Annotated in this window: 14 protein-coding genes; 10 read left to right on the forward strand and 4 right to left on the reverse strand. The window is 60.7% G+C overall.

What is annotated here, in order from left to right; all coding sequences use genetic code 11:
- Positions 1–129: 129 nt before the first annotated feature.
- Together VGL22_RS13235 and VGL22_RS13240 are read right to left on the reverse strand one after the other, a co-directional pair.
- Positions 130–771: a PilZ domain-containing protein gene (locus VGL22_RS13235; protein WP_465267405.1), complete on the reverse strand. Its 642-nt coding sequence runs from the start codon at positions 769–771 to the stop codon at positions 130–132.
- 205 nt (positions 772–976) lie between these two features.
- Complete coding sequence (locus VGL22_RS13240) at positions 977–1417, reverse strand: hypothetical protein (protein ID WP_465267406.1); 441 nt, start codon at positions 1415–1417, stop codon at positions 977–979.
- 241 nt (positions 1418–1658) lie between these two features.
- Here VGL22_RS13240 and VGL22_RS13245 point away from each other — a divergent pair, with 241 nt between their 5' ends.
- Positions 1659–2651, forward strand: a complete 993-nt coding sequence (locus VGL22_RS13245) for an IS1595 family transposase (protein ID WP_465267407.1) — start codon at positions 1659–1661, stop codon at positions 2649–2651.
- 150 nt (positions 2652–2801) lie between these two features.
- Here the strand turns inward: VGL22_RS13245 and VGL22_RS13250 are convergent, their stop codons facing one another.
- Positions 2802–3737 carry a hypothetical protein gene (locus VGL22_RS13250; RefSeq protein ID WP_465267408.1) on the reverse strand — a complete coding sequence of 312 codons (936 nt, stop codon included), beginning with the start codon at positions 3735–3737 and terminating at the stop codon, positions 2802–2804.
- Positions 3738–3935: 198 nt separating this feature from the next.
- On the opposite strand from VGL22_RS13250, the gene VGL22_RS13255 reads away from it, so the two are divergent.
- The 4 genes from VGL22_RS13255 (at position 3936) to aroA (ending at position 9142) form a co-directional block, all read left to right on the forward strand.
- On the forward strand, positions 3936–4484 hold the full coding sequence (locus tag VGL22_RS13255; protein ID WP_465267409.1) for a glutathione peroxidase: 549 nt from the start codon (positions 3936–3938) through the stop codon (positions 4482–4484).
- Positions 4485–4624: 140 nt separating this feature from the next.
- Complete coding sequence (locus VGL22_RS13260; protein ID WP_465267410.1) at positions 4625–6439, forward strand: SpoIIE family protein phosphatase; 1815 nt, start codon at positions 4625–4627, stop codon at positions 6437–6439.
- 260 nt (positions 6440–6699) lie between these two features.
- A complete protein-coding gene (locus VGL22_RS13265; RefSeq protein ID WP_465267411.1) occupies positions 6700–7779 on the forward strand; it encodes a S41 family peptidase in 1080 nt (359 codons plus the stop codon).
- A 61-nt stretch (positions 7780–7840) separates the two neighbouring features.
- Positions 7841–9142 carry a 3-phosphoshikimate 1-carboxyvinyltransferase gene (gene aroA, locus VGL22_RS13270; protein ID WP_465267412.1) on the forward strand — a complete coding sequence of 434 codons (1302 nt, stop codon included), beginning with the start codon at positions 7841–7843 and terminating at the stop codon, positions 9140–9142.
- A gap of 212 nt (positions 9143–9354) precedes the next feature.
- On the opposite strand, the gene VGL22_RS13275 is transcribed toward aroA, so the two are convergent.
- Entirely contained in the window at positions 9355–11487 is a 2133-nt protein-coding gene (locus VGL22_RS13275; RefSeq protein ID WP_465267413.1) for a TolC family protein, read from the reverse strand.
- Positions 11488–11882: 395 nt separating this feature from the next.
- Here VGL22_RS13275 and truA point away from each other — a divergent pair, with 395 nt between their 5' ends.
- The 5 genes from truA to VGL22_RS13300 form a co-directional block, all read left to right on the forward strand.
- Positions 11883–12758, forward strand: a complete 876-nt coding sequence (gene truA / locus VGL22_RS13280) for a tRNA pseudouridine(38-40) synthase TruA (protein WP_465267414.1) — start codon at positions 11883–11885, stop codon at positions 12756–12758.
- Between the two features lie 248 nt (positions 12759–13006).
- Entirely contained in the window at positions 13007–15313 is a 2307-nt protein-coding gene (locus VGL22_RS13285) for a diguanylate cyclase domain-containing protein (protein ID WP_465267415.1), read from the forward strand.
- A gap of 50 nt (positions 15314–15363) precedes the next feature.
- Positions 15364–16632 (forward strand): M20/M25/M40 family metallo-hydrolase, encoded by a 1269-nt coding sequence (locus VGL22_RS13290; protein WP_465267416.1) that lies wholly within the window; start codon positions 15364–15366, stop codon positions 16630–16632.
- Between the two features lie 75 nt (positions 16633–16707).
- Positions 16708–18432, forward strand: a complete 1725-nt coding sequence (locus tag VGL22_RS13295) for an amidohydrolase (RefSeq protein ID WP_465267417.1) — start codon at positions 16708–16710, stop codon at positions 18430–18432.
- Between the two features lie 174 nt (positions 18433–18606).
- Positions 18607–20828 (forward strand): alkaline phosphatase family protein (locus VGL22_RS13300; protein ID WP_465267418.1); only part of this gene is annotated, 2222 nt, incomplete at its 3' end.

Raw genomic sequence — 20828 nt, forward strand, 5'->3', positions numbered from 1 at the left:
GATGACATGGTTTTGATGACATGGTTTTGATGACATGGTTTTGGGGGCATGGGTTTGATGACATGGTTTCGATGACATGGTTTCGATGACATGGTTTTGATGACATGGTTTTGATGACATGTAACCGGGCTAGGGCTGGTAGAAGCGGAGCAGGCGTCTGCGGGCGTGATCTTCAACTTTTTTGCGGGCCTCGCGCCGGTTTTCTTCCGCCACATTTTCCTCATCGCGTTTGCGCAGTTCTTCCTGGCGCAGTTTTTTGGCGTGCAGATCGAGGATGGTGAGTTCGGCCACGACTTCGTCGATCTGCGCGCATTTGCGTTCGGAGAGGCTGACAAACTCGATGCCCGCCTTGACGCCTCTGTGAACGTGACGGATGACTCCGGCCACGCGGAAGGGGATGCCGCGAACTTTCATGTGTATCTCGATGGACGAGCCTTCGCAGCCTGCCAGCGGCTGGTCGGCGAGGAAGCAGCATCCTCGCTTGCTGAGGTTGATGAGGGAACCGGTCTGTTTGCCGCCGTTGGGAATGACGCGCAGATCGGCGATGCCTGCGCAGGACAGGCGGGGGTAAAGCCGCTGTTCGCTGCCGGGCTCTTCGCTGGCGGCCTTCGATTCCGGATGCGTCACGCTTTCCTCGCGCGGATGCAGCCTCACAGGCTCCATGTCCGGGTGTGCTCCACGTCTTAGCTCTTCGGCAAGCGGGGGCACTTTCTTGAGTCCTTTTCTGAGCGGGGTCATTTGCCATTGCTCAGATTGCAGGGCGTGACGCATGTTTACTTAGTTATAACTATTGGCGTTTTTTATCGCTTGCGGCGGAGTAGATTCTTCGCTGATATTTCGTATTTTATTCGGGTTTAGGGCGAAGATTTGCGATGCAGGCGTTTTGATTATATGTTTATGATTATGCTTAATTTATACGGCTCAAGAGAAGAATTCTATTGCAGCGAATGGGGGTGAAACCCTATTAGTTTTCTGGTTACGGGTGTTGGCTGACCAGGGGGCGGCCGCCGGGGTTGTGTTCGCGCGGGAAGACCGCGAAGGCAGAACGCGCCCCGACCATCAACTGCAAGCCGTCGCTTTTGCGCAGAATGCCGGTGGTCATGGCATGGCAGACACAAGCCATGTAGGCGCGGATGTTTCCGTGGGAGGTGAGGAAGGGCATGGCGGCGCAGTATGCGGCGGTGGCGTCCTCCCTGGCGTGGACGTCGTGTTCGCCGCGAGCTTTTGCTGTGGTAAACGCGTGATTCCAGGCTTTGCGGCAGTTCAGGATTGCGTCTTTGAGCGACATGACGGGAACGGCGGAGGGGGCGTCAGGCGCGACGGCCTCGGGTGAGGGCTGGGCAGGTCCGGCATTTGCGGCGGCTTCAGCGGAACGGAAGAGGGGTACGGCGACGGTTTCAGAGGCGGATGCAGGCATGGCGAGGCTTCCTTTCAGGAGTGCAAAAGAAATGCCCGCCGGGACTTGGAAGTCCGGCGGGCAGGGTTTTGGTATCTGATTCGAGCTTAGCAAAACGGAAGGGCTACTCTGCCATTTTTCTGAAGTTTATATTCGCTTTTGTTTCAACGGCCTGGGGCACTTTTCCACAGGGGTGGGGCTTGACAAGATTTCCGGTAACAATATAGTTGACACACCATGGTGTTTGTAGTACCTTAGATTCATGGACGAGCAGAAACAATTCCCGAAGAGCCTAATGCAAGCGGTCCGGTACTTTGCGGACGCGGACGTATGCGTCGAATTTGTGGCCGGGATGCGCTGGCCGAATGGCGCTAGCTGTCCGCATTGCTCAGGGGCGAAGGTTTCCTATCTCAAGACCCGCCGCATCTTCAAGTGCATGGCGAAGGATTGCCACAAGCAATTCAGCGCCAAGACCGGGAGCATCTTTGAAGATTCTCCGATCCCTCTGGACAAGTGGCTCACTGCCGTTTGGCTGGTCGTGAACTGCAAGAATGGTGTGAGCAGCTACGAAATCGCACGCGATCTAAATGTGACTCAGAAGTCGGCATGGTTCATGCTTCACCGCATCCGGTTGGCACTCCAGAACGGCAGCTTTGAGATTATGGGCGGGGATGAGGGTGGACCGATTGAGGTTGACGAAACATTCATCGGCGGCAAGCCAAAGAACATGCACGCGGCAAAGCGGGCGAAGGCTCAGATCCATGGACAGCACACGGATAAGCCGGTCGTATTCGGGATGCTGGAACGCAAGACCCGCCAAGTACGTGCCAAGGTGATTCCGAACGTCAAGCGCGACGTGCTACAGGCCGAGATTTTGAATCAGGTCGCGCCCGGTTCCTTCGTATTCACCGACGCACACAAAGGCTATCAGGGATTGGCCGAAAAGACCTTTATCCATGAGACCGTAAGCCATCTCAACGAGTACGTTCGCGGTTCGGTACACACCAACGGAATCGAGAACTTCTGGAGTCTCTTGAAGCGGTCTCTCGCTGGAACCTACGTTGCGGTCGAACCGTTTCACCTTGGCCGCTACGTTGACGAGCAGATGTTTCGTTTCAACAATCGCACCACCAGAGACAATCCGCTGACTGATGCGGACCGCTTTGTGCTGGCAGTGTCGCAGATAGCAGGCAAGCGCCTTACCTATGCAGAACTGACCGGCAAGGTGGAGGAAACGAGCAGTGAACCGTTCTAGCCCTGAGAAGTGGCGGAAGAAGCGCCAGAAACGCGGGAAGCGGAAGCACCTTTAGGCTTCCGCTTTTCTGCTTTCATGCGCTGATTCAATTCCGCCTTCGACACCTTGAGTATCGTTCGCATGGCTTCCGTGAAGCGCGAGAACTCGGGGTTATTCGGTGGGGTCTTCATCCTTCACCAACTCCTTGCAAACTACCTCCATCATAGCTGCGAGCGCAAGCATTCCTTCATAGTATGGCGTGAACACCTTCAAAGGAACGGAATCACCAGGACAATTCAGGAACTTCTGTCGCCCGGCGTCGTACAGTTGTTTTCCCAGTTTCTGAAGGGTGAGTCCTACCCCAAGGGCGCTCGGCGGATTTTCTCTCAGCAGCAAAATAGGTTTGGAGTGTGCTAGTTCAGCTAAGCCCGGCGCTTCGCCAGTCCTGATATGCTCCAAAACCTGACCCGCGAGAAGATCGCCCATTTGAAGTGCTTGGATAGTTTTGCTATCTCCCGGTGTGCAGGTTCCCGCCCTTCTCCATATGCCATTCCCTTCTGAACTCAGGGGGTCAAATAGCTTTGCCCGGCATAGATCAAGTTCTCGACGTCCAGTGCCAAAGACAAAATCGACCTTTTCCCCCTCAGGGAAGTTTTGGTCCACCCACTCTAGGACTCCGGTCACAGTGTGAACAAATCCCCAGTCGTATATTCGAGTTCCGAACATCCCCTTAGCTGCCGCGCTGTGGCGGTCTAAAAACGGGGTATGTGGGATGGTCACAACAAACCCCTGCAGATCAAACCCGCTCACAACCCTTGCAAGAGGGATGATTTTGCATTCGCTTGGAGCTTCCTTATGGTGGAAATAGGTGATCGCAGGGCTTTCATCTAAGCAGTCCTGCCATGCATCAGCCGCCCTCCCGAACTCGCCGACAGTGCCGACATAACCGCCAAAGATCAATGCGGGGCCATCGCTAGGGCTAACCGCTGATTCGTCGAAGAATGCGCGTATTGACGCCACTAGTCGTTTCTCCCGGAATCGCTTTGCCATCCCGCTGAGATGCGGGACCACTTGCGCTAAAGATTCGCGTGGAATTCCGTTTTCCATCCCTCAACTCTTTTCATGGTTAAGGGGCAATTCCATTCTCACTCAACCGTCATGGTGTCGCAAGTATGTTATTGCCAGATTTCCACAGGGCACGCGGTAGGGTGCTGATTTCTGGCGGCGGCGTGTGACGGCACGGCGATGGGGTGCATTGCGGGATCAGCCTTTTATGATCGGAAGGGAGCACTGAAAGGAACCTTTATGGCAGCTATCTACGATATTCCGGTCCATACGCTTGCAGGCGGCGACTCATCGCTTGGGGAGTTCAAGGGCAAGGTTGTTCTGGTGGTCAACGTGGCATCGAAGTGCGGCCTGACGCCGCAGTATGAGGGGCTGGAGAAGCTCTACAAGGAATACAAGGACCGCGGGTTTGTGATTGCGGGCTTTCCATCGAACGACTTCGCGGGACAGGAGCCGGGCACGGCCGAGGAGATCGAGTCGTTCTGCTCGCTGAACTATGGCGTGGACTTTCCGCTGTTCGAGAAGATTCCGGTAGTCGGGCCGCAGAAGCATGCTCTCTATGCGGCGTTGATTGCCGCCAAGCCGGAGGCGACGGCCACCGGGGATGTGCCGTTTGCGGATAACCTGCGCAAGTATGGAATTGATCCAAACCCGGCGCCGGAGGTTCTGTGGAACTTTGAGAAGTTCCTGCTGGACCGGAGGGGCGCGGTGGTGGCACGGTTCGCGCCGGATACGAAGCCGGACGATCCGCAGCTGGTAGCGGCGATCGAGGCGGAGCTCGGAAAGTAGCAGCGGGGCGGCGGGTGGGCCTGCCGTTGGAGCGGGCGGTCGGGCATGCGATACACAGGCTGTGAGTTAGTCCAGTGCGGGTGGCGAGGCGGGAACCCGAGGTGGGGATGGGGGGTGCGATATCATTCGTTTCGAGCGTCATGTCACTGGACCCCAAAAACGAGTACGGCGAGAACGAGTATGAGGGCGATTACCGCCCTGCCGAGGCGTCGCATATCGACCCGGTGAACGTGCGCGTGCAGCCGGCGGACCTGACGTACCTTGTCCAGCTTGCGGATGCGCTGAACACGACGCTGGACCTGCAGACGCTGCTGAACCGGACATCCGAGCTGGTGCGGGCGGTGATCAACTACCGCATCTTCGCGATTCTGCTGCTGAACGATCGCACCCACGACCTGCGCATGCGCTTCCAGATTGGGCACACGCCGGAAGTGGAGCGGATGCGATATCCGCTGGGCAAGGGAGTGGTGGGGCAGGTGGCGCTGACGCGGCAGCCGCTGCTGCTGAACGATGTAAGCAAGTCTCCGGCGTATTTGAGCGTGAATCCGGATGTGAAGTCGGAATTGGCGGTGCCGCTGATCGCGAAGAATCGGCTGATTGGCGTGATGGATATTGAGAGCGAGCAGCTCAACTACTTCAGGCCGGAACACCTGCACCTGCTGACGCTGACGGCGTCGCGGATTGCGCAGGCGATTGAGAATGCGAGGCTGTATGCGCGGGTGTCGCGGCAGGCGCAGACGCTGACGGTGCTGAACGAGATCGCGATTGAGCTGACATCGATTCTGGACCTGGATCCGCTGCTGGACCGGGTGGGGCATCTTCTGCGGCGGCTGATCGACTATCAGATGTTCACGGTGATGCTGCTGGACGAGAAGGGCGAGGTCCTGGTGACGCGCTATGCGTGGCGGTTTGGGTACACGCATGCGCCGCGGCGCAAGATTCCGATCACGGCGGGGCTGGTGGGCGCCTCCCTCCGCGAGTGGCGCGTGGTGAACGTGCCGGATGTGCGGAAGGATCCGCGCTACCTGGAGATGAACCAGGAGACGCGCTCGGAGATGATTGTGCCGCTGTTCTACAAGGGGCGCGTGATTGGCGTGCTCGATCTGGAACATACGCGGACCGGCTTCTTCAATGAGGAGCACGAGCGCATGCTGGTGACGCTGGCGGCGCAGGTGGCGATCGCCATTGAGAATGCGCGGCTTTATCAGCGAGTGAGGCGGCAGGAACAGCAACTGGAGCGCGATATCACCATGGCGCGCGAGGTGCAGCTGCGGCTGCTGCCCACCCTGCCGCCGGAACACAAGAATGCCGAGATGGCGGTGCGCTTTTTGCCGGCGCGTGCGATTGGCGGGGATCTTTACGATTTTCTGGAGTATGGCGACAACCGCAGCGCGATTGTGCTGGGGGACGTGAGCGGCAAGGCTGCGCCGGCGGCGCTGTTTGCGGCGCTGGTGAGCGGCATTATGCGCTCGGCGGCGAACCAGCGGTTTGGGCCGGCGGAGATGCTGGCCTGCCTGAATGACGCGCTGCAGGAGCGCCGGCTCGATTCGCAGTATGTGACGATGCTGTTCGCGGTGTGGAACGACGACGAGCGTACGCTGGCGCTAGCCAATTCGGGCGCGGTGCAGCCGATGATCTGCCGCGGCGGAACATCGAGCACGGTGCGGGTGGAGGGGTTTCCGCTGGGGATGTTTCCCAACTCCACTTATGACGAACAGACGATCGCAACGGAGCCAGGGGATGCGATTGTGTTTGTTTCCGACGGGATCCTGGACGCGGAGAATGGGCAGGACGAGATGTATGGCGAGGAGCGGCTGACCAACATCCTGTGCGGGCATCGGCAGTTACCGGCAGCGGAGATCGCGGAGGCGATTCTGCAGGATGTGAGCCGCTTTCAGGGCGGGAAAGAGCGGTTCGACGATGAGACCATCATTGTGCTGCGGTGCCGGGCGTAGGAACCATGTCAGTCTCGTGACCCGCTTGTTTCAGTTTGGGTTCGAGAGTTCATCCTCCACCACCGGCCTGTTACCTCCGCCAGAGGCCGGACCGAACGGGCTTCGGATAGCCATGGAGCACTGCGACCCTGGATGAGCTGTTTACTTGCTCAAGCAGACATTCAAAGCTCAACTTCGTACTGTTTGCTCCGTCTCAAAGACAAAGCGCCGCGCATCCCATAGAGAGGGCTGCCCCAGGCCGGCCTTTCGGGGAGACCGTTATGATCCGCCAAGCTCTCCTGCTGTGTTTTGTCAGCGCCGCCACTTCCCTTGCCCAGGCACCGGGAGTTTCGGCTCCTGAGAGTGCCGGGGTGCAGGCGCAGTCCGCACTCACGGCCGCCGAGCGCGAACAGGTGCTTGACGGAGTGGCGGCCAAGCTGAAGGAGTACTACATTCTGCCCGATGCGGCCGAGAAGATGCTCGACGCGCTGGGAACGCACCGGAAGAACGGAGATTACGATGCGCTGGACAGCGCGATGCTGGCTGCGCGGTTGACGTCGGATCTGGAGTCGGTGAGCCACGACCGGCATTTGCGGGTGGTGTACTCCGGGGCGGTTCTGCCTGAGGAGGATGAGGAGCCTTCGTCCAGCGATCAGGCGATTTACCGGCGGGCGCTGGAGCGGACCAACTGCGGATTCAAGCATGTGGACGTTCTGCCGGGGAATCTTGGGTATCTGGAATTCAACTATTTTGGCGCGCCCGAGGCGTGTGCCGATACGGTGGCGGCGGCGATGAAACTGCTGTCGCATACCGATGCGCTGATCTTTGATGTCCGCCAGAACCGGGGCGGCGATCCGCGCATGGTGGCGCTGCTGATGTCGTATCTGTTCGACCGGCGCACGCACCTGACGGACTTGTATAACCGCCGCGAGGACAAGACCACCGAGTACTGGACTGCTCCGGAAAAGCTGGGGACGCGTTTCGCCACGCAGCCGGTGTATGTGCTGATCTCGCGGAGCAGCTTTTCTGCAGCGGAGCAGTTTGCCTACGACTTGCGTAATCTCAAGCGCGCGGTGCTGATTGGGGAACGAACGGGCGGCGCGGCGCACCCGGTACGCAACCGCCGGATCAACGACCACTTCTTCATCGGTGTGCCGGAGTACAAGTACGTCGATCCGGTGACGCACGCGGACTGGGAAGAGGCCGGGGTGACGCCGGATGTGCCCGCCAGTGGATGGAACTCGGTGGTGGTTGCGGAGCATCTGGCGGAACGGAAACTGTCGAGTACGGTATCGAACAGGGGCGCGGGGGTGGACACGCGGGCGGCGGCGGCTCTGCGGAGCAGCACTGCTCAACGGTGAGCCATGCAGCCGGGCGGGGAGTGGTTGGTAAACTTGAAGGAATTTCTATCATGGAGTTCCTTTGCACAGCTCTACAGAAGAACGCATTATTCGGCCGGCGAAGAATATTCTTGGCAGCCTGCGCCTGCCCGGCGACAAATCAATCAGCCATCGCTACGGGATGCTGGCCGCGTTTGCGGAAGGCACGTCGCGGTTTGCGAATTTTTCGACTGGGGCCGATTGCGCTTCGACGCTGGCATGCATGCAGGCGCTGGGCGCGCGGGTGCGCAGGCTGGAGGACGGCCGGGTGGAAGTGACGGGCGTGGGCGGACGGGTGAAGCCTGCCGCTGAGCCGCTGGATTGCGGCAATTCCGGGTCGACGATGCGGATGATCGCGGGGCTGCTGGCACCGCAGCAGGGGACGTTTACGCTGACGGGCGATGCTTCCCTTTCGCGCCGGCCCATGGAACGGATCCGCAAGCCGCTGGCCGAGATGGGCGCGCGCATCGCGCTCACGGACGGGCACGCTCCGGTGACGATTGAGGGCACGGGGCTCAGCGCCATCGACTACACCACGCCGGTGCCGAGCGCGCAGGTGAAGACGTGCGTGCTGCTGGCCGGATTGCAGAGCGAGGGCACGACGACGGTGCGCGAGGCGGTGAGGACGCGCGACCACAGCGAGCTCGCGCTGCGCGCGTTTGGCGCGGAGCTGACGCGAACGAAGGATTCGGTATCGATTAAAGGACCGCAGACGCTGGGTGCGATCGAGGCGACGGTGCCGGGGGACATCTCTTCGGCGGCGTTCTTTTTGTGCGCGGCGTCGCTGTTTCCGGGCTCGTCGCTGGTGCTGGATTCGCTGGGATTGAATCCCACGCGCGCGACGCTGCTGGATGTGCTGACCGCCCTGGGCGCGCACATCAGCGTGCTGAATCTGGAGGAGAAGAATGCGGAGCTGGTGGGCACGGTGCAGGTGACGGCTCCCCCCGAGGGCATGAGGTCTACCACGATCAACGGAGCGCTGGCGTCGCAGTTGATTGACGAGCTTCCTGTGCTGGCGGCGATTGGGCCGTATACCAGCGGGGGGATTCGGATTCGCGATGCGAAGGAGCTGCGGGTGAAGGAGTCGGACCGCATCGCGCTGGTGGCGCAAAATCTGCGGGCGATGGGCGCGGAGGTGGAGGAGTTTGAAGACGGGCTGGATGTGCCGGGCGGGCAGACGCTGCACGGGGCGACGATCGACTCAGGCGGGGACCATCGGATTGCTATGGCGTTCAGCGTGGCGGCGCTGCGGGCGGAGGGGGAGACGGTGATCCGGGGCGCGAAGTCGGCGGCGATTAGTTTTCCGGAGTTCTTTGATCTGCTGGAGCATGTGGCGGAGAGGTGAAGAGGCAGAGATCAGGGACCAGGGACCAGGGACCAGAAGGACAGGGAGCAGGGGGCAGGGAGTAGGGAGTAGCAAGGCGAGACAAATCGGATTCTCTGCGGGAGTGACAGACAGAAAGGCAACTGCAAGGACGAAAAGAAGAACCAATCGAAGACAACGAAGGCCCGGAGCTAGATGCTCCGGGCCTTCGCGATTTGTGGAGGGCTCGCGGCTTAGTGGCCGGGGGGCGGTTGAGTGGTAGGGGCGACGTTCTGGTTCTGGGCGGGAACGAGGCCGGGGACGTTGGGCGCAGCGCCGACCGTGCCAGCGGCGGCTTCTCCCAGGTTGATGCCGTAGTGCTGGAGGGTGCTGGCCAGTGTCTGGTACAGACCGGCGCGGTCTTTGGCGTAGGCTGCTTCCGCGGCAATGAGGCTGTTCTCCGCGGTGGCCAGGTTGCGTTCCTGTTGCAGAACGAGGGCCGTGGTGGAGGCGCCCAGGTGGAGCTTTTTCTGCTCGGCATCAAGGCTCTGCGAGGCGAAGTCGTGGGCAGCGCGTGAGGCGATGACCTGCGCACGATCGTTGGTCAATGCGAACTGCGCGTTGATCACCTGCATGCGGATCTGCGTGTAGAGCTGTTCGAGGCGCAGTTCCGACTGACGGTATTCCATCACCGAGCGCGCCTGGTCGGCCTGCGCGGGACGGTTCCGGATGGGGATGTTCAGCGCGAAGGCAACGCCCTTGTCCGGTCCCGTTGAGCTGCCCAGCTGGCTCAGCACATTGCCGTAGCCCTTGGTTGGAACGAGGCCGGGAGGGCAGGCAATGAAATCGCCGCCGAAGTTGGGATTGCAGTTCAGAGACGGGCTCTGGGACCCGCCCACTCCGCTGCCGCTGTAGAAACCCTGAACATCGAGTATGGGCAGCAGGGCGTTGCGCGCGCCGCGCATGCCGATGGAATCGTTTTTAAGTTGGAGAACGGCCTGCTCAAGTTCGGGGCGCTGCTTGAACGCGGTCTGAACGAGCTCGTCCACGGGCTGCTTTTCTTCGGGCAGCTCGTCGAGGCTGATGCGATCGGTGGGAATGATGGGCGCGGCCACCAGGGAGGGATCGCTCAGGTTGCGGGCGATGGCCTGCTTGATGATCAGTTGCTCGTACTGCAGGTTGTTCTGCGAGATGATGAGGCTTTGCTTGTCGGTGGCAACGGTGGACTGCGCATTGACTACGTCAAGGGGCGCCATGGTGCCGATGTCGAGCTGCTTGCGGGTGTCGCCTTCAAGCTGGGTGCTCTGGGTGAGGGCACGCTGCTTGGCCTGCACGTCTTCATAGGCGCTCACCAGGCCCCAGTAGATGGTCTCGACCTGGTTGACGGTATAGAGAATCTGCTGGCGGAAGGCAGAGTCAGTGATCTTGCGGTTGTTCTGCGCCTGGTACATGAAGCGCTTGTTGACGAAGATCCCGAAGCCCTGCAGCAGGTGCTGGGTGGCGGTAGCCTTGAAGCTGGATTGCAGCAGGGGGCTATAGCTCGTGAAGGGGTTATCGGTGGTGCCGCGGATATTGTTGAAGCCCACCTGCAACGACGTGCCAGTGACGAACCCCTGGTTGTAGGCGAAGTTGTACTGGTCGGTGTTGGAGGTGAAGGACGATTTGCCGCCGGAGAACAGCACGTTGGTCTGCAGTTGCTTGGCACGTTCGAGCTGGATGCTTCCGGTAAGGGCTGGATCGATGGTCTCAGGGAGGGGACCTGCGCTGACGGTTGAGGTAACCAGACCGCCGGTGCCGGAAGCCGCTCCGCCCGAACCGCCGGTGGTGCCGCCCGGGCCGCCGCCGGAAGCCAGAGTGGAGCCGCCGCCGCCCAGGGTGTTGGTTACCACGCCGGAATTGACGCCACGGAGCGCCGCTCCTGCCTTGCTGCGCAGGACGTCGGTATCGGCGATATCGAGGTTGTAGCGGGCGATGGCGATGTCGTAGTTGTTCTCAATCGCCAAAGCGATGGCATCTGAGAGGCTGAGGTAGATTTTGCCATCCCTGACGAGATTGTCGAGGCGGACGGAGTTCGCGAAACTTGCCGCCGTGACATCGGTGGGCGAATACATCTTTTGAGGACTGTGAAAGATGTCGCCATTGGGACGACTGTAGTCGTGCTGTGTCTGGCGCAAGGAGGCGGGCGAGGTGGCTAGCGGCTCCGGAGCGGCGGGAAGGCCCGAGGACTGCTTCGGCTGGGGCAGATTAGTCGTGGCCTGCTGTGCAAAGCCCGAGGGAACACCCGTAATCAGCGCCAGCATGAGGGCCGCAGTAGCGCGCAAGGTACCCCGGGGGGTGCGCACGGCATCACTCTGGCGTTTAGACACACCTATACCGAAAGAATGCATGATTCCTCTCCACGATCAGTTGAGGCATGTGGGGTGCCATTCACACTGACGACCGGGACCTGTTCCCGGACGCAAATTTTCACTGCCCGGCTGGATATTCGCGTTCCACTGAACGCCCTTGTCGACCAGAACGCCGGTCGACGGGCACTCCGCCAAGGCTCGCGAGCACCGCACATGGGACAATACGCGCGCGGATTGCGATTCGTTCCGCAACCCTTTCCGCAATTCCGGCGGCCAACCACACGTAAGAGTGTCGAAAGCTGAGTATATCCCACGACGGGGTGCGAGACGGGGGATGCAGGCAGGTCGAGTACCCTGTAAACAACGCTTTAAGCCACCATTTAATTGACTGAAACCAGCCCAAATCGAGAATGTTTGTGACTGAAAGCAGCCCAATGAATGTTTCCCTTCGCCCGGCGCGGAACTGGAAGCTGGTTGTGTCGTATGACGGCACGGATTACAGCGGATGGCAGGTGCAACCGGGCCAGGCGACGATCCAGGGGGAACTGCAGGCGGCACTGGGACGGGTGACGGGCGAATCGCCGTTGCCGCAGGGCTCGGGGCGGACGGATGCGGGGGTTCATGCGCTGGGACAGGTGGCGAGCTTTGCGCTGGCGGCCTCGATTCCGGCGGATAGTCTGCGGCGCGCGTTGAACAGGACGTTGCCGGCAGCCATTCGGGTGGTGGGGGCGCAGGTGGCGCCGGCATCGTTTCACGCGCGCCACTCGACGGTAGCGAAGACGTATGAGTACCGGGTTTTTCTGGAGCCGCGGCGGACCGGCCCGATGGGGGAGCCGGATGACGATGCGGCGTATGCCGTCGTGTGCCCGCCATTCGTGGCGCGGTATGTGTATTCGTATCCGTGGCCGCTGGATTTGGCCGAGTTGGAGCGGGCCGCGACGCTGTTTGTGGGCACGCACGATTATTTGAGCTTTGCGGCAACGGATCCCGACGCGGCGACGCGCGCCGCCGCCGGGGCGGAGAACGAGGCAGGCGAAAGCACCTCTTTGGGAGCTGTGCGCACGATTTACGCGTCGAGGTGGGAGCAAAGGCATATGGACGAGGGAACCCTGTTCGTCTACCGGGTGCGGGGGAGCGGCTTTCTGCACCACATGGTTCGCAACCTGGTGGGGACCATGCTGGACGTGGGCAGGGGATATCGCCGGGCAGAGGAGATTCCAGGCATGCTTGCGGCGCGCTCGCGGGCGGCGGCCGGTCCCACGGCTCCGGGGCGGGGGCTGTTTCTGCATTCGGTGGAGTATCCGGAGTAAAGCGGGCCCGGGCGGCGGAAAGGGACGGAGCGCTGTTCCCATTTCGGTACGGTCTCGTCCGGATTCCTGGGGCCGATGGGGCCCTACCCCATTCGCGGGAGGGCCTGAGCGCACGGTTGGGAGTAATATGATGTGCAACTCTCAAACGTTTATCCGCAAAGGCGGAAAAAGTAATGTTGTACACAGGGGCTCAGGGAGCCGCTTCAGGTCGCAGGCCTGGTTCCCGATGTAGCGAAAGACTGTCTGCATTGCACGGCAAGTGGCGCCAGGCGGCTCGTTGCCTGTTCGGGGGGCTATACGTTCTGTTTCCCCTCATCCTTCCGGGTTGGGCGGTGGCCTGCGGCGCACAGCAGGCTGCGCTGACAAGCCTGGGTGCAATTGCCGCCCTGGACAATGCTCAAGCTCATCAGGCCATCCCGGTCGATTTCGAATCAAGTGTTGTGTTCTCAAGGGGATATGAGAACATTTTGTTCGTGCAGGAAGGCCACGATGCAATCTTCGTACGGCCGCCGTCCCGGGTCACGTACCAGCAGGGCGACCGTCTTCGCATCCACGGCAAGACCCAGAACAGCTTCAAACCCATCGTAGTAAGCGACTTCATCACGATTGTTGGCCACGGGCCGCGGCCGAAGGCCACGCAGGCCGGCTTCTGGGACCTGGTTCGAGCGGATCTTGACTGTCACATGGTGACGGCGCGGGGACGGGTACGTTCCGCCGACCTCAACGGGACGCAGGGCAGCGCCATCCGAAACGCGCGCATGCAACTGGTTACCGACGGCGGGCACTTCGAAGTGGATGTGGACAGTGCCGACGGCGCGGCGTTGAAGGCTCTTCTGGATGCGGAGGTGGAGATCACGGGCGCGGGAGCGGGCAAGTTCGACGACAAGATGCAGCAGACCGGAGCGGTGATTTATGTCGCTCACCTCGATGATATTCGGGTCCTCAAGCGGAGGCAGGATGGCTTGTCTGCTGTGCCCATTATCCCGATGGACCGGATCCTGGAACACCACCGTGTTACCGATACTTCCGAGCGTGTGAGGGTGCGAGGCACTGTCACGTATTACGAACCGGGGGTGGCGGTGGTGCTGCAGAACGGGTCAAAGAGCCTGTGGATCGAGACGCACACGCGTGACACCCTGACGATCGGAAACCAGGCGGATGCGACGGGATATCCAGCCGAACACGACCGCATTCTCACGCTTGCAGACGGAGAGATCATCGACCTGGGCACGGCGGGCGTTGTGAAGCCGCTGACCGCGACGTGGGAGCAACTGGCTTTCTGGAGCACGAACAGCCCGGTGGGGCACGAGAACGACCTGGTTTCCATTGAAGGCCGACTGGTGACCCAGGTGCGCGAACCCTCCCAGGACGAATATGTGCTGGACGCAGGAGGCAAGCTATTCTCGGCGATTGGGCGGCACCCGGGGGGCGATCCGGCGGCTCCAATGCCGCTCCTTCCGGCGGGAGCGAAGGTGCGGGTTACGGGAATCTGCACCATCCCGGATCTGAGCGCGATTACGCCCGGCGGCTATGTGCCGTTTCAGATTCTGCTGCGGTCGTCGAACGACCTGACGATTGTGGCCAGACCGCCGCTGCTGAGTGTGCGTAATCTGATCATCCTTGCAGGTATTTTGCTGCTGGTGGCGGTGGTAGCCACGGTGTGGGGGTGGACGCAGGAGCGGAAGGTTCATCTGCAGGCTGACGCCCAGGCGCAACTGGAGCAGCGCCGCAGCCGGATTCTTGAAAGCATCAACGACTCAAGGCCGCTTGCGCAGGTGCTGGAGCAGATCACGGATCTTGCGTCGTCGAGCCTGGAGGACGCGTTCTGCTGGATTGAGGTGGCGGACGGCGCCACCCTGGGCCGCCAGCCGGGCAAGCCTGCAACCGGCAAAACCGTTTCTCAGACGTTGAACGGGCAGGGCGGCAGCCGGTTGGGAAGCATTCACGTGGCTTGCGACCCGTCTCTGCAGAAGAAGGGCTCCGAGGTCTATGGGCTGGAGATGGGGGCGCGGCTTGCGGTGCTCGCGATTGAGACGAGCCGGCTTTATGCCGACCTGACGTACCGCTCGGAATTTGACGCGCTGACGGACGCGCACAACCGCTTTTCGCTGGAGCGGCAGTTGCAGGATCAGGTGCAGAGGTCGAGGGAGACGGCAACGGTTTTCGGGCTCATTTATGCCGATCTGGACGACTTCAAGCAGGTGAATGACGTCTTTGGGCACCACATTGGCGATCTTTATCTGCAGGAGACCGCGGCGCGCATCAAGCGGCTGTTGCGACCGGGCGATCTGCTGGCGCGACTTGGCGGCGATGAGTTCGCCATCCTGGTGCCGAACGCGCGCAGCCGCTGGGTGGTTGAAGAGATCACGCGACGGCTGAGCGCCAGCTTTAAAACGCCGCTGCTGGTGGCCGAACATACCTTTGCGGGATCGGCCAGCATAGGTTTGGCCATGTACCCGGAAGACGGAACCACCAGCGAGGCGCTGCTGCGAGCGGCCGACGCGGCCATGTACGAAAACAAAAAGCTGAAGGACGCAGTTCGAACGGCCCGGTAGCGGAGAGCCGGGAATCTCATCGATGGATGCTGCTACCCTTTGAAGTGGGTATGCCTCTATCAAGTTCCCTGTCGGCTTATGCTCGCGTGACGGCGCTCGCATCCAGGCGTCCGATTCACGCGGCGTTCGCGTGGCTGCACGCCAACACGAAGAGCATTCTGGATTGGCAGGTGGAGTTGTGCACAATTCCAGCTCCGCCGTTTGGAGAGCAGGCGCGGTCAGAGTGGCTGCGGGCGCGTTTCGATGAGATCGGCCTGGATAAAGTGCAGATCGATGAGGTCGGCAATGTACTCGGTTTCCTTCCATCCCCTCATCTGAGCCCGGAGAGCACGGGACATATTGTGGTTCTGTCGGCGCATCTTGACACGGTTTTTCCGGCCGACACTCCGCTGCATCCGCAGGTACGGGCGACCGACGGGCACGAGCGGATTGAAGCGCCCGGGGCGTGCGACAACGGAGCAGGGGTTGTGGGCATGATGGCAATTGCGCAGGCGCTGGTGAAGTCGGGGGTGGAGTTGCCGGCGGCGCTGCTGTTTCTTGGCAACGTGGGCGAGGAAGGTGAAGGCGACCTGCGGGGCGTGCGTCACCTCTACAAGCACGCAAGGCTGGCCGGACGCATTGCGGCGCACGTGGTGCTTGACGGGGCGGGAGCCGACGCCGCGGTGACGCAGGCGTTGGGGAGCCGCCGCTATCAGATCACGATCAGCGGGCCCGGAGGCCACAGCTTTACCGAAGCAGGTACGCCGAATCCCATTGTGGCGATGAGTTCCGCGCTGGCCGCGCTGGCCTCGACGGCCGTGCCGGAAGAGCCGAGGACCACGCTGAACGTAGGCACAATCCACGGAGGCACGAGCGTCAATTCGATTCCGGAGGTGGCGGCAGCCACGGTGGATTTCCGGTCGACGACGACGGATGAGCTGGTGCGGCTGGAAGTGGCGCTCCACCGCGCGGTGGAAGATGCGGTTGACATGTGGAACAACCGGGCAACAGCACTGGGGCGCATGCGCGGAATTCTGACGTACCGGATCGAAATGATCGGTGATCGTCCTGCGGCGCGGCTTCCGGAGAACTCGCCGATTCTGGAGGCGTTGCGCGGTGTGGATCGGCACCTGGGGCTGCAGTCGGGATCACGGCTGGGCTCAACGGATGCCAACATTCCCCTTTCGCTGGGCGTGCCATCTCTCTCCGTAGGAGCGGGCGGAGAGGGCGGGGGTGCGCACACGCTGGCCGAGTGGTACTCCACCAGAAATCGGGAGTTGGGACTGCGGCGCATTCTGCTGCTGACCGCCGCCATGCTGGACTGGGCGGCCGAACAGTAACGCTGGCGTGCTGCAAGCAGTGGCGCAGCGAGCGATAGGCCTGCCGAGCAGCGATGCTCTGTTAGACTTGCGCCGATGCGCTCTCTTTTTTTGCTCGCCCTTGGCGTTGTCCCAGCCATTCTGTTCAGCCAGAACACCCCGCGCCGCGCCCCCGCGCACAAGGCAAGTGCGGTTGGACCTGAGAGGCTCATCCGGGTGAGTCCTGAGCTGATCTATTTCAATGGCGTGATCTATACCGGCAATGGCTTTGCCGAGGACAAACCCGAGGTCGTGCAGGCAATCGCGATTGGCGGGGGCAAGGTACTGGCCGTGGGCACCACACAGGAGATCACGCGCCTGGCGGGGCCGAAGACCAAGCTGCGCGATCTCGACACGGCAGGCACGAGCCATTTTATTTTTCCTGGTTTCAATGACGCGCACACGCACCTGGGCGCCGCCGGACAGACCAAGCTCAACGTAGATCTCACCGGGGTCAAATCTCTGGGCGAGATGGCGGCACAGGTGCAGAAGTTTGCCGCGAGTGCGCCCACGGGGCACTGGCTGACGGGTGGCAACTGGGACCATACCCTGTGGGCAAACAAGGTGCTGCCCACGCGCCAGGATCTCGACAAGGTCACCGGCGACCATCCCGCATTCCTTGAGCGCATCGACGGCCACATCGCAGTTGTGAATACCGCAGGGCTCAAGGCGGGAGGCGTGACCGGCCGCAGCAAGGCGCCGCAGGGTGGGGCCATCGACCTGGACGCGAACGGCGAGCCGACAGGCATTTTGCGCGACACGGCGATGGACCTCGTCAGCAAGATGATTCCGCCGCCTTCGCATGAAGAGCGCAGGCGCGGGCTGGAGTCAGCCATGGCCGATGCGCTCTCGCACGGTGTCACCAGTGTGCAGGACTTTAGCGAGTGGGAAGACTTTTTGACCTTTGAAGAGATGGAGAAGGAAGGCAAACTGAATCTGCGCGTATCAGAGTGGCTGCCGTTTCAGAATTCACTGGAGCAGCTCAAGCAGATGCAGGCGCACCACGATGCGCATGATCCGATGCTGCACACGGGGATGCTGAAGGGGTTTATGGATGGCTCGCTGGGATCGCGGACCGCGGCGTTGAAAGCGCCTTACGCCGATGATGCGAGCAACAGCGGATTGCCGCGCTTCACGCAGGATGAGTTGAACCGCATGGCCATGGAACGCGCCAAAGCGGGTTTTCAGCTTGGGTTCCATGCCATCGGCGATCGCGGGACGGGGATGGCGCTCGATGCATTCTCGCAAGCGGGAGTGCCGCGTACAGCGCGCAATCGCATCGAGCATGCGCAGGTGGTTGATCCCGCAGACATTCCCCGCTTCAAGCGGTTGGGAGTGATCGCGAGCATGCAGCCCAATCATCTGCTGACCGATATGAACTGGGCCGAGGAACGGCTTGGCCCGCAACGGGCCGCATACTCGTATGCGTGGAAGGCGTTCCTCGACGCGGGCGTGCCGCTGGCGTTCGGGACGGACTATCCGGTTGAGCCGATCACGCCCTTTCGCGGACTCTACGCGGCCGTGACGCGCATGAACGAAGGGGGAACAAAGTCCTATTACCCGGAGAACAAGCTCACGCGTGGACAGGCTCTGTTTGCCTATACACAGGGCTCGGCTTACGCGGAGTTCGCGGAGCGGCGCAAGGGAAAACTGGTTCCCGGGTTCGCGGCGGACTTGATTGTCGTGGATCGGGATCTCTATAAAGCAGAACCGCAGGCTGTTCTTACTACGAAAGTTATCGCCACCTTTGTCGAAGGGCGCGAAGTATATCCAGCCTTTTAGTTTGACAGCGCTCTCTTTGCGGGAAGATACTACGCAGCGTTCTGAGAAGGCGGTCGGGCACACCAGCCGATACTTGCGCCAACTCGGAAAGAGTTTTGCGCATCTATATACACGTCGCTGCTCCGCGCGAAATCAAGTTTAAATTTAGTTTTGCAAGAAGATAAGGGGTCCCCGGTGCGTGCCTTCCTTTCTGCGTTGTTTGCCATGTTCCTGGCGTCTACATCTGCATTCGCCACGGTTACCGTTTCAAGCCCCACACCTAACTCCACAGTAACTTCGCCGGTGCACTACGTAGCTACGGCGTCGACCACGACGTGTTCGACAGGCGTGGCTTCAATGGGTATATACGTGAACAACCAGCTCGTTTACACCGTGAACGGGGCCTCGCTGAACACCAACATCACGATGGCGAATGGTAACCAGCACACAGTGGTGGAAGAGTGGGACAAGTGCGGCGGCGCGAGTTACACGACCGTGAATATCGTGGTGGGCACGGCGCCTACATCGACGAAGGTAACGGTGAGCAGTCCGACGTCCGGTTCGACGGTAACCTCACCGGTGCATTATGTCGCGACTGCACAGACGGCGACGTGCGCAGGCGGTGTCTCGTCGATGGGTATTTACGTCGCTAACAAGCTGATGTACACGGTGAATGGCGCGTCGCTCAACACCAACATCGCGATGGCGACAGGAGCCGAGCACACGGTAGTGGAAGAGTGGGATTACTGCGGCGGGGCCGCGTACACCGCTGTCGATCTGAATGTGACATCGGGAACAACGCAGCCGACGGTGTCTATCGCCGCACAGAACAGCACGATCTCAAGCGGCAGCTCTGACGTATTGACAGTCAATGCCACGAATGCCACAGGCGTGGTGGTCACTGGATCGGACGGCAGCTCGTACACGCTGAGCAGCACCGGCGGCGCAGTTACTGTGAAGCCCACGAGCACGACCACTTACACGGCGGAGGCAAGTAATGCCAGCAAAACAGTCTCCGCACAGACGACGGTGACTGTAACCGCGGCAGCGAACAATCCCATCAATCACGTGGTGTTCATGCTGCAGGAGAATCATAGTTTCGATAACTACTTCGGCATGCTTAATCCCTATCGCCATGTAAACGGCTGGGATATCGGCAGCGATGGCAAGACCTATACGATTGACGGCATTGATGACAAGCTGAACAAGATCAGCAACCAGGATGACGAAGGAACTTCGTACCCGCTCTTCAAGCTGAGATCAACGTGTATTGACGACGACAGCTCGGCGTGGCTTGAGAGCTATGGTGATGTGAACCGCTGGGACTTCAGTTCCTCCCGCAAGATCAACATGGATGGATTTGTTCACATCGCTGAAGGTTTCGCGAAGAGCTGCAATACATCGGGAACATGCTCAGGCAAGTTCACCGACACCACAGGCGAGCGCGCCATGGGCTACTACGACCAAGACTTCCTCAACTGGTACTACTACATGGCGGCGCAGTTCGGCGTCTCCGATCGCTGGTTCTCGCCGGTAGCCAGCAAGAGCATCCCCAACCGCATCGCAACGTTCTCGGGCGGCACCACGCAGGGTCTCGTGTTCGATCCAGGCGGCAACGATCACCTGCCGCAGCTGAGCATCAACAACATCTTCCAGGAACTGCAGGGTGGGGGCGTTTCCTGGAAGCTCTATTACACGGTGACGCAGGGCGGGTGCAAGGGCGGCAGCGCGTGCGGCACAGGCGCGGGCAATCTTCCGGCTTCAACGTTCCTCACGTTCACTTACTCGACGAACTTCCTTTATGCGAACTCGGCCCATGCAGCGTGCACGGGGACGACGAAGCCGTCCTCAGTGTGGGGGGATACGTCGAACTTCTACTGCGTGGATCCGAATCACATCGCGCCGTTGTCGCAGTACTACACCGATTTGAAGAACAACACGCTTCCGGCGTTTGCGTTTATTGAATCCGGCTCAGGGCTGGACGATGAACATCCGGGCTCAGGGCAATCGGTGCTCACGGGCCAGTCAGAAGTGGCAACCGTTGTGAACTCCTTGATGACCAGCCCGTCATGGAGCACCTCGGCGTTCTTTCTTGCCTACGACGAAGGCGGCGGCCCGTACGATCACGTTCCTCCGGTCTCGGGACACTCGAACGACTTTACTGATTCGTCTCTCGGCACCATTCCGGATATCTCATCGATTTCAGTGAACCCGGACAGCTATAACCCCTGCCTGCCCACGGGCAGCACGCCTACCACGCACTGTGATTTGCTGCCGGCGGATCCGGGCGCACATAGCACCGATGCAGCGAAACTGTACGGCTTCCGGGCGCAGCTTGGGTTCCGGGTGCCGAATATGGTGATATCGCCGTACGTGCGCAAGCATTATGTTTCGCATGTGCCAATGGATCACACCGC

The organism is Occallatibacter sp. (genome assembly GCF_036502485.1).
GTDB lineage: Bacteria > Acidobacteriota > Terriglobia > Terriglobales > Acidobacteriaceae > Telmatobacter.

Excerpts from the sequence above, each read along its gene's own strand:
- VGL22_RS13290 (WP_465267416.1), top strand. The coding sequence starts at position 15,364 with ATGCCTCTATCAAGTTCCCTGTCGGCTTATGCTCGCGTGACGGCGCTC.
- VGL22_RS13255 (WP_465267409.1), top strand. The coding sequence starts at position 3,936 with ATGGCAGCTATCTACGATATTCCGGTCCATACGCTTGCAGGCGGCGAC.
- VGL22_RS13250 (WP_465267408.1), bottom strand. The coding sequence starts at position 3,737 with ATGGAAAACGGAATTCCACGCGAATCTTTAGCGCAAGTGGTCCCGCAT.
- VGL22_RS13265 (WP_465267411.1), top strand. The coding sequence starts at position 6,700 with ATGATCCGCCAAGCTCTCCTGCTGTGTTTTGTCAGCGCCGCCACTTCC.
- truA (WP_465267414.1), top strand. The coding sequence starts at position 11,883 with ATGAATGTTTCCCTTCGCCCGGCGCGGAACTGGAAGCTGGTTGTGTCG.
- VGL22_RS13275 (WP_465267413.1), bottom strand. The coding sequence starts at position 11,487 with ATGCATTCTTTCGGTATAGGTGTGTCTAAACGCCAGAGTGATGCCGTG.
- VGL22_RS13295 (WP_465267417.1), top strand. The coding sequence starts at position 16,708 with ATGCGCTCTCTTTTTTTGCTCGCCCTTGGCGTTGTCCCAGCCATTCTG.
- VGL22_RS13240 (WP_465267406.1), bottom strand. The coding sequence starts at position 1,417 with ATGCCTGCATCCGCCTCTGAAACCGTCGCCGTACCCCTCTTCCGTTCC.
- VGL22_RS13260 (WP_465267410.1), top strand. The coding sequence starts at position 4,625 with ATGTCACTGGACCCCAAAAACGAGTACGGCGAGAACGAGTATGAGGGC.
- VGL22_RS13235 (WP_465267405.1), bottom strand. The coding sequence starts at position 771 with ATGCGTCACGCCCTGCAATCTGAGCAATGGCAAATGACCCCGCTCAGA.
- VGL22_RS13245 (WP_465267407.1), top strand. The coding sequence starts at position 1,659 with ATGGACGAGCAGAAACAATTCCCGAAGAGCCTAATGCAAGCGGTCCGG.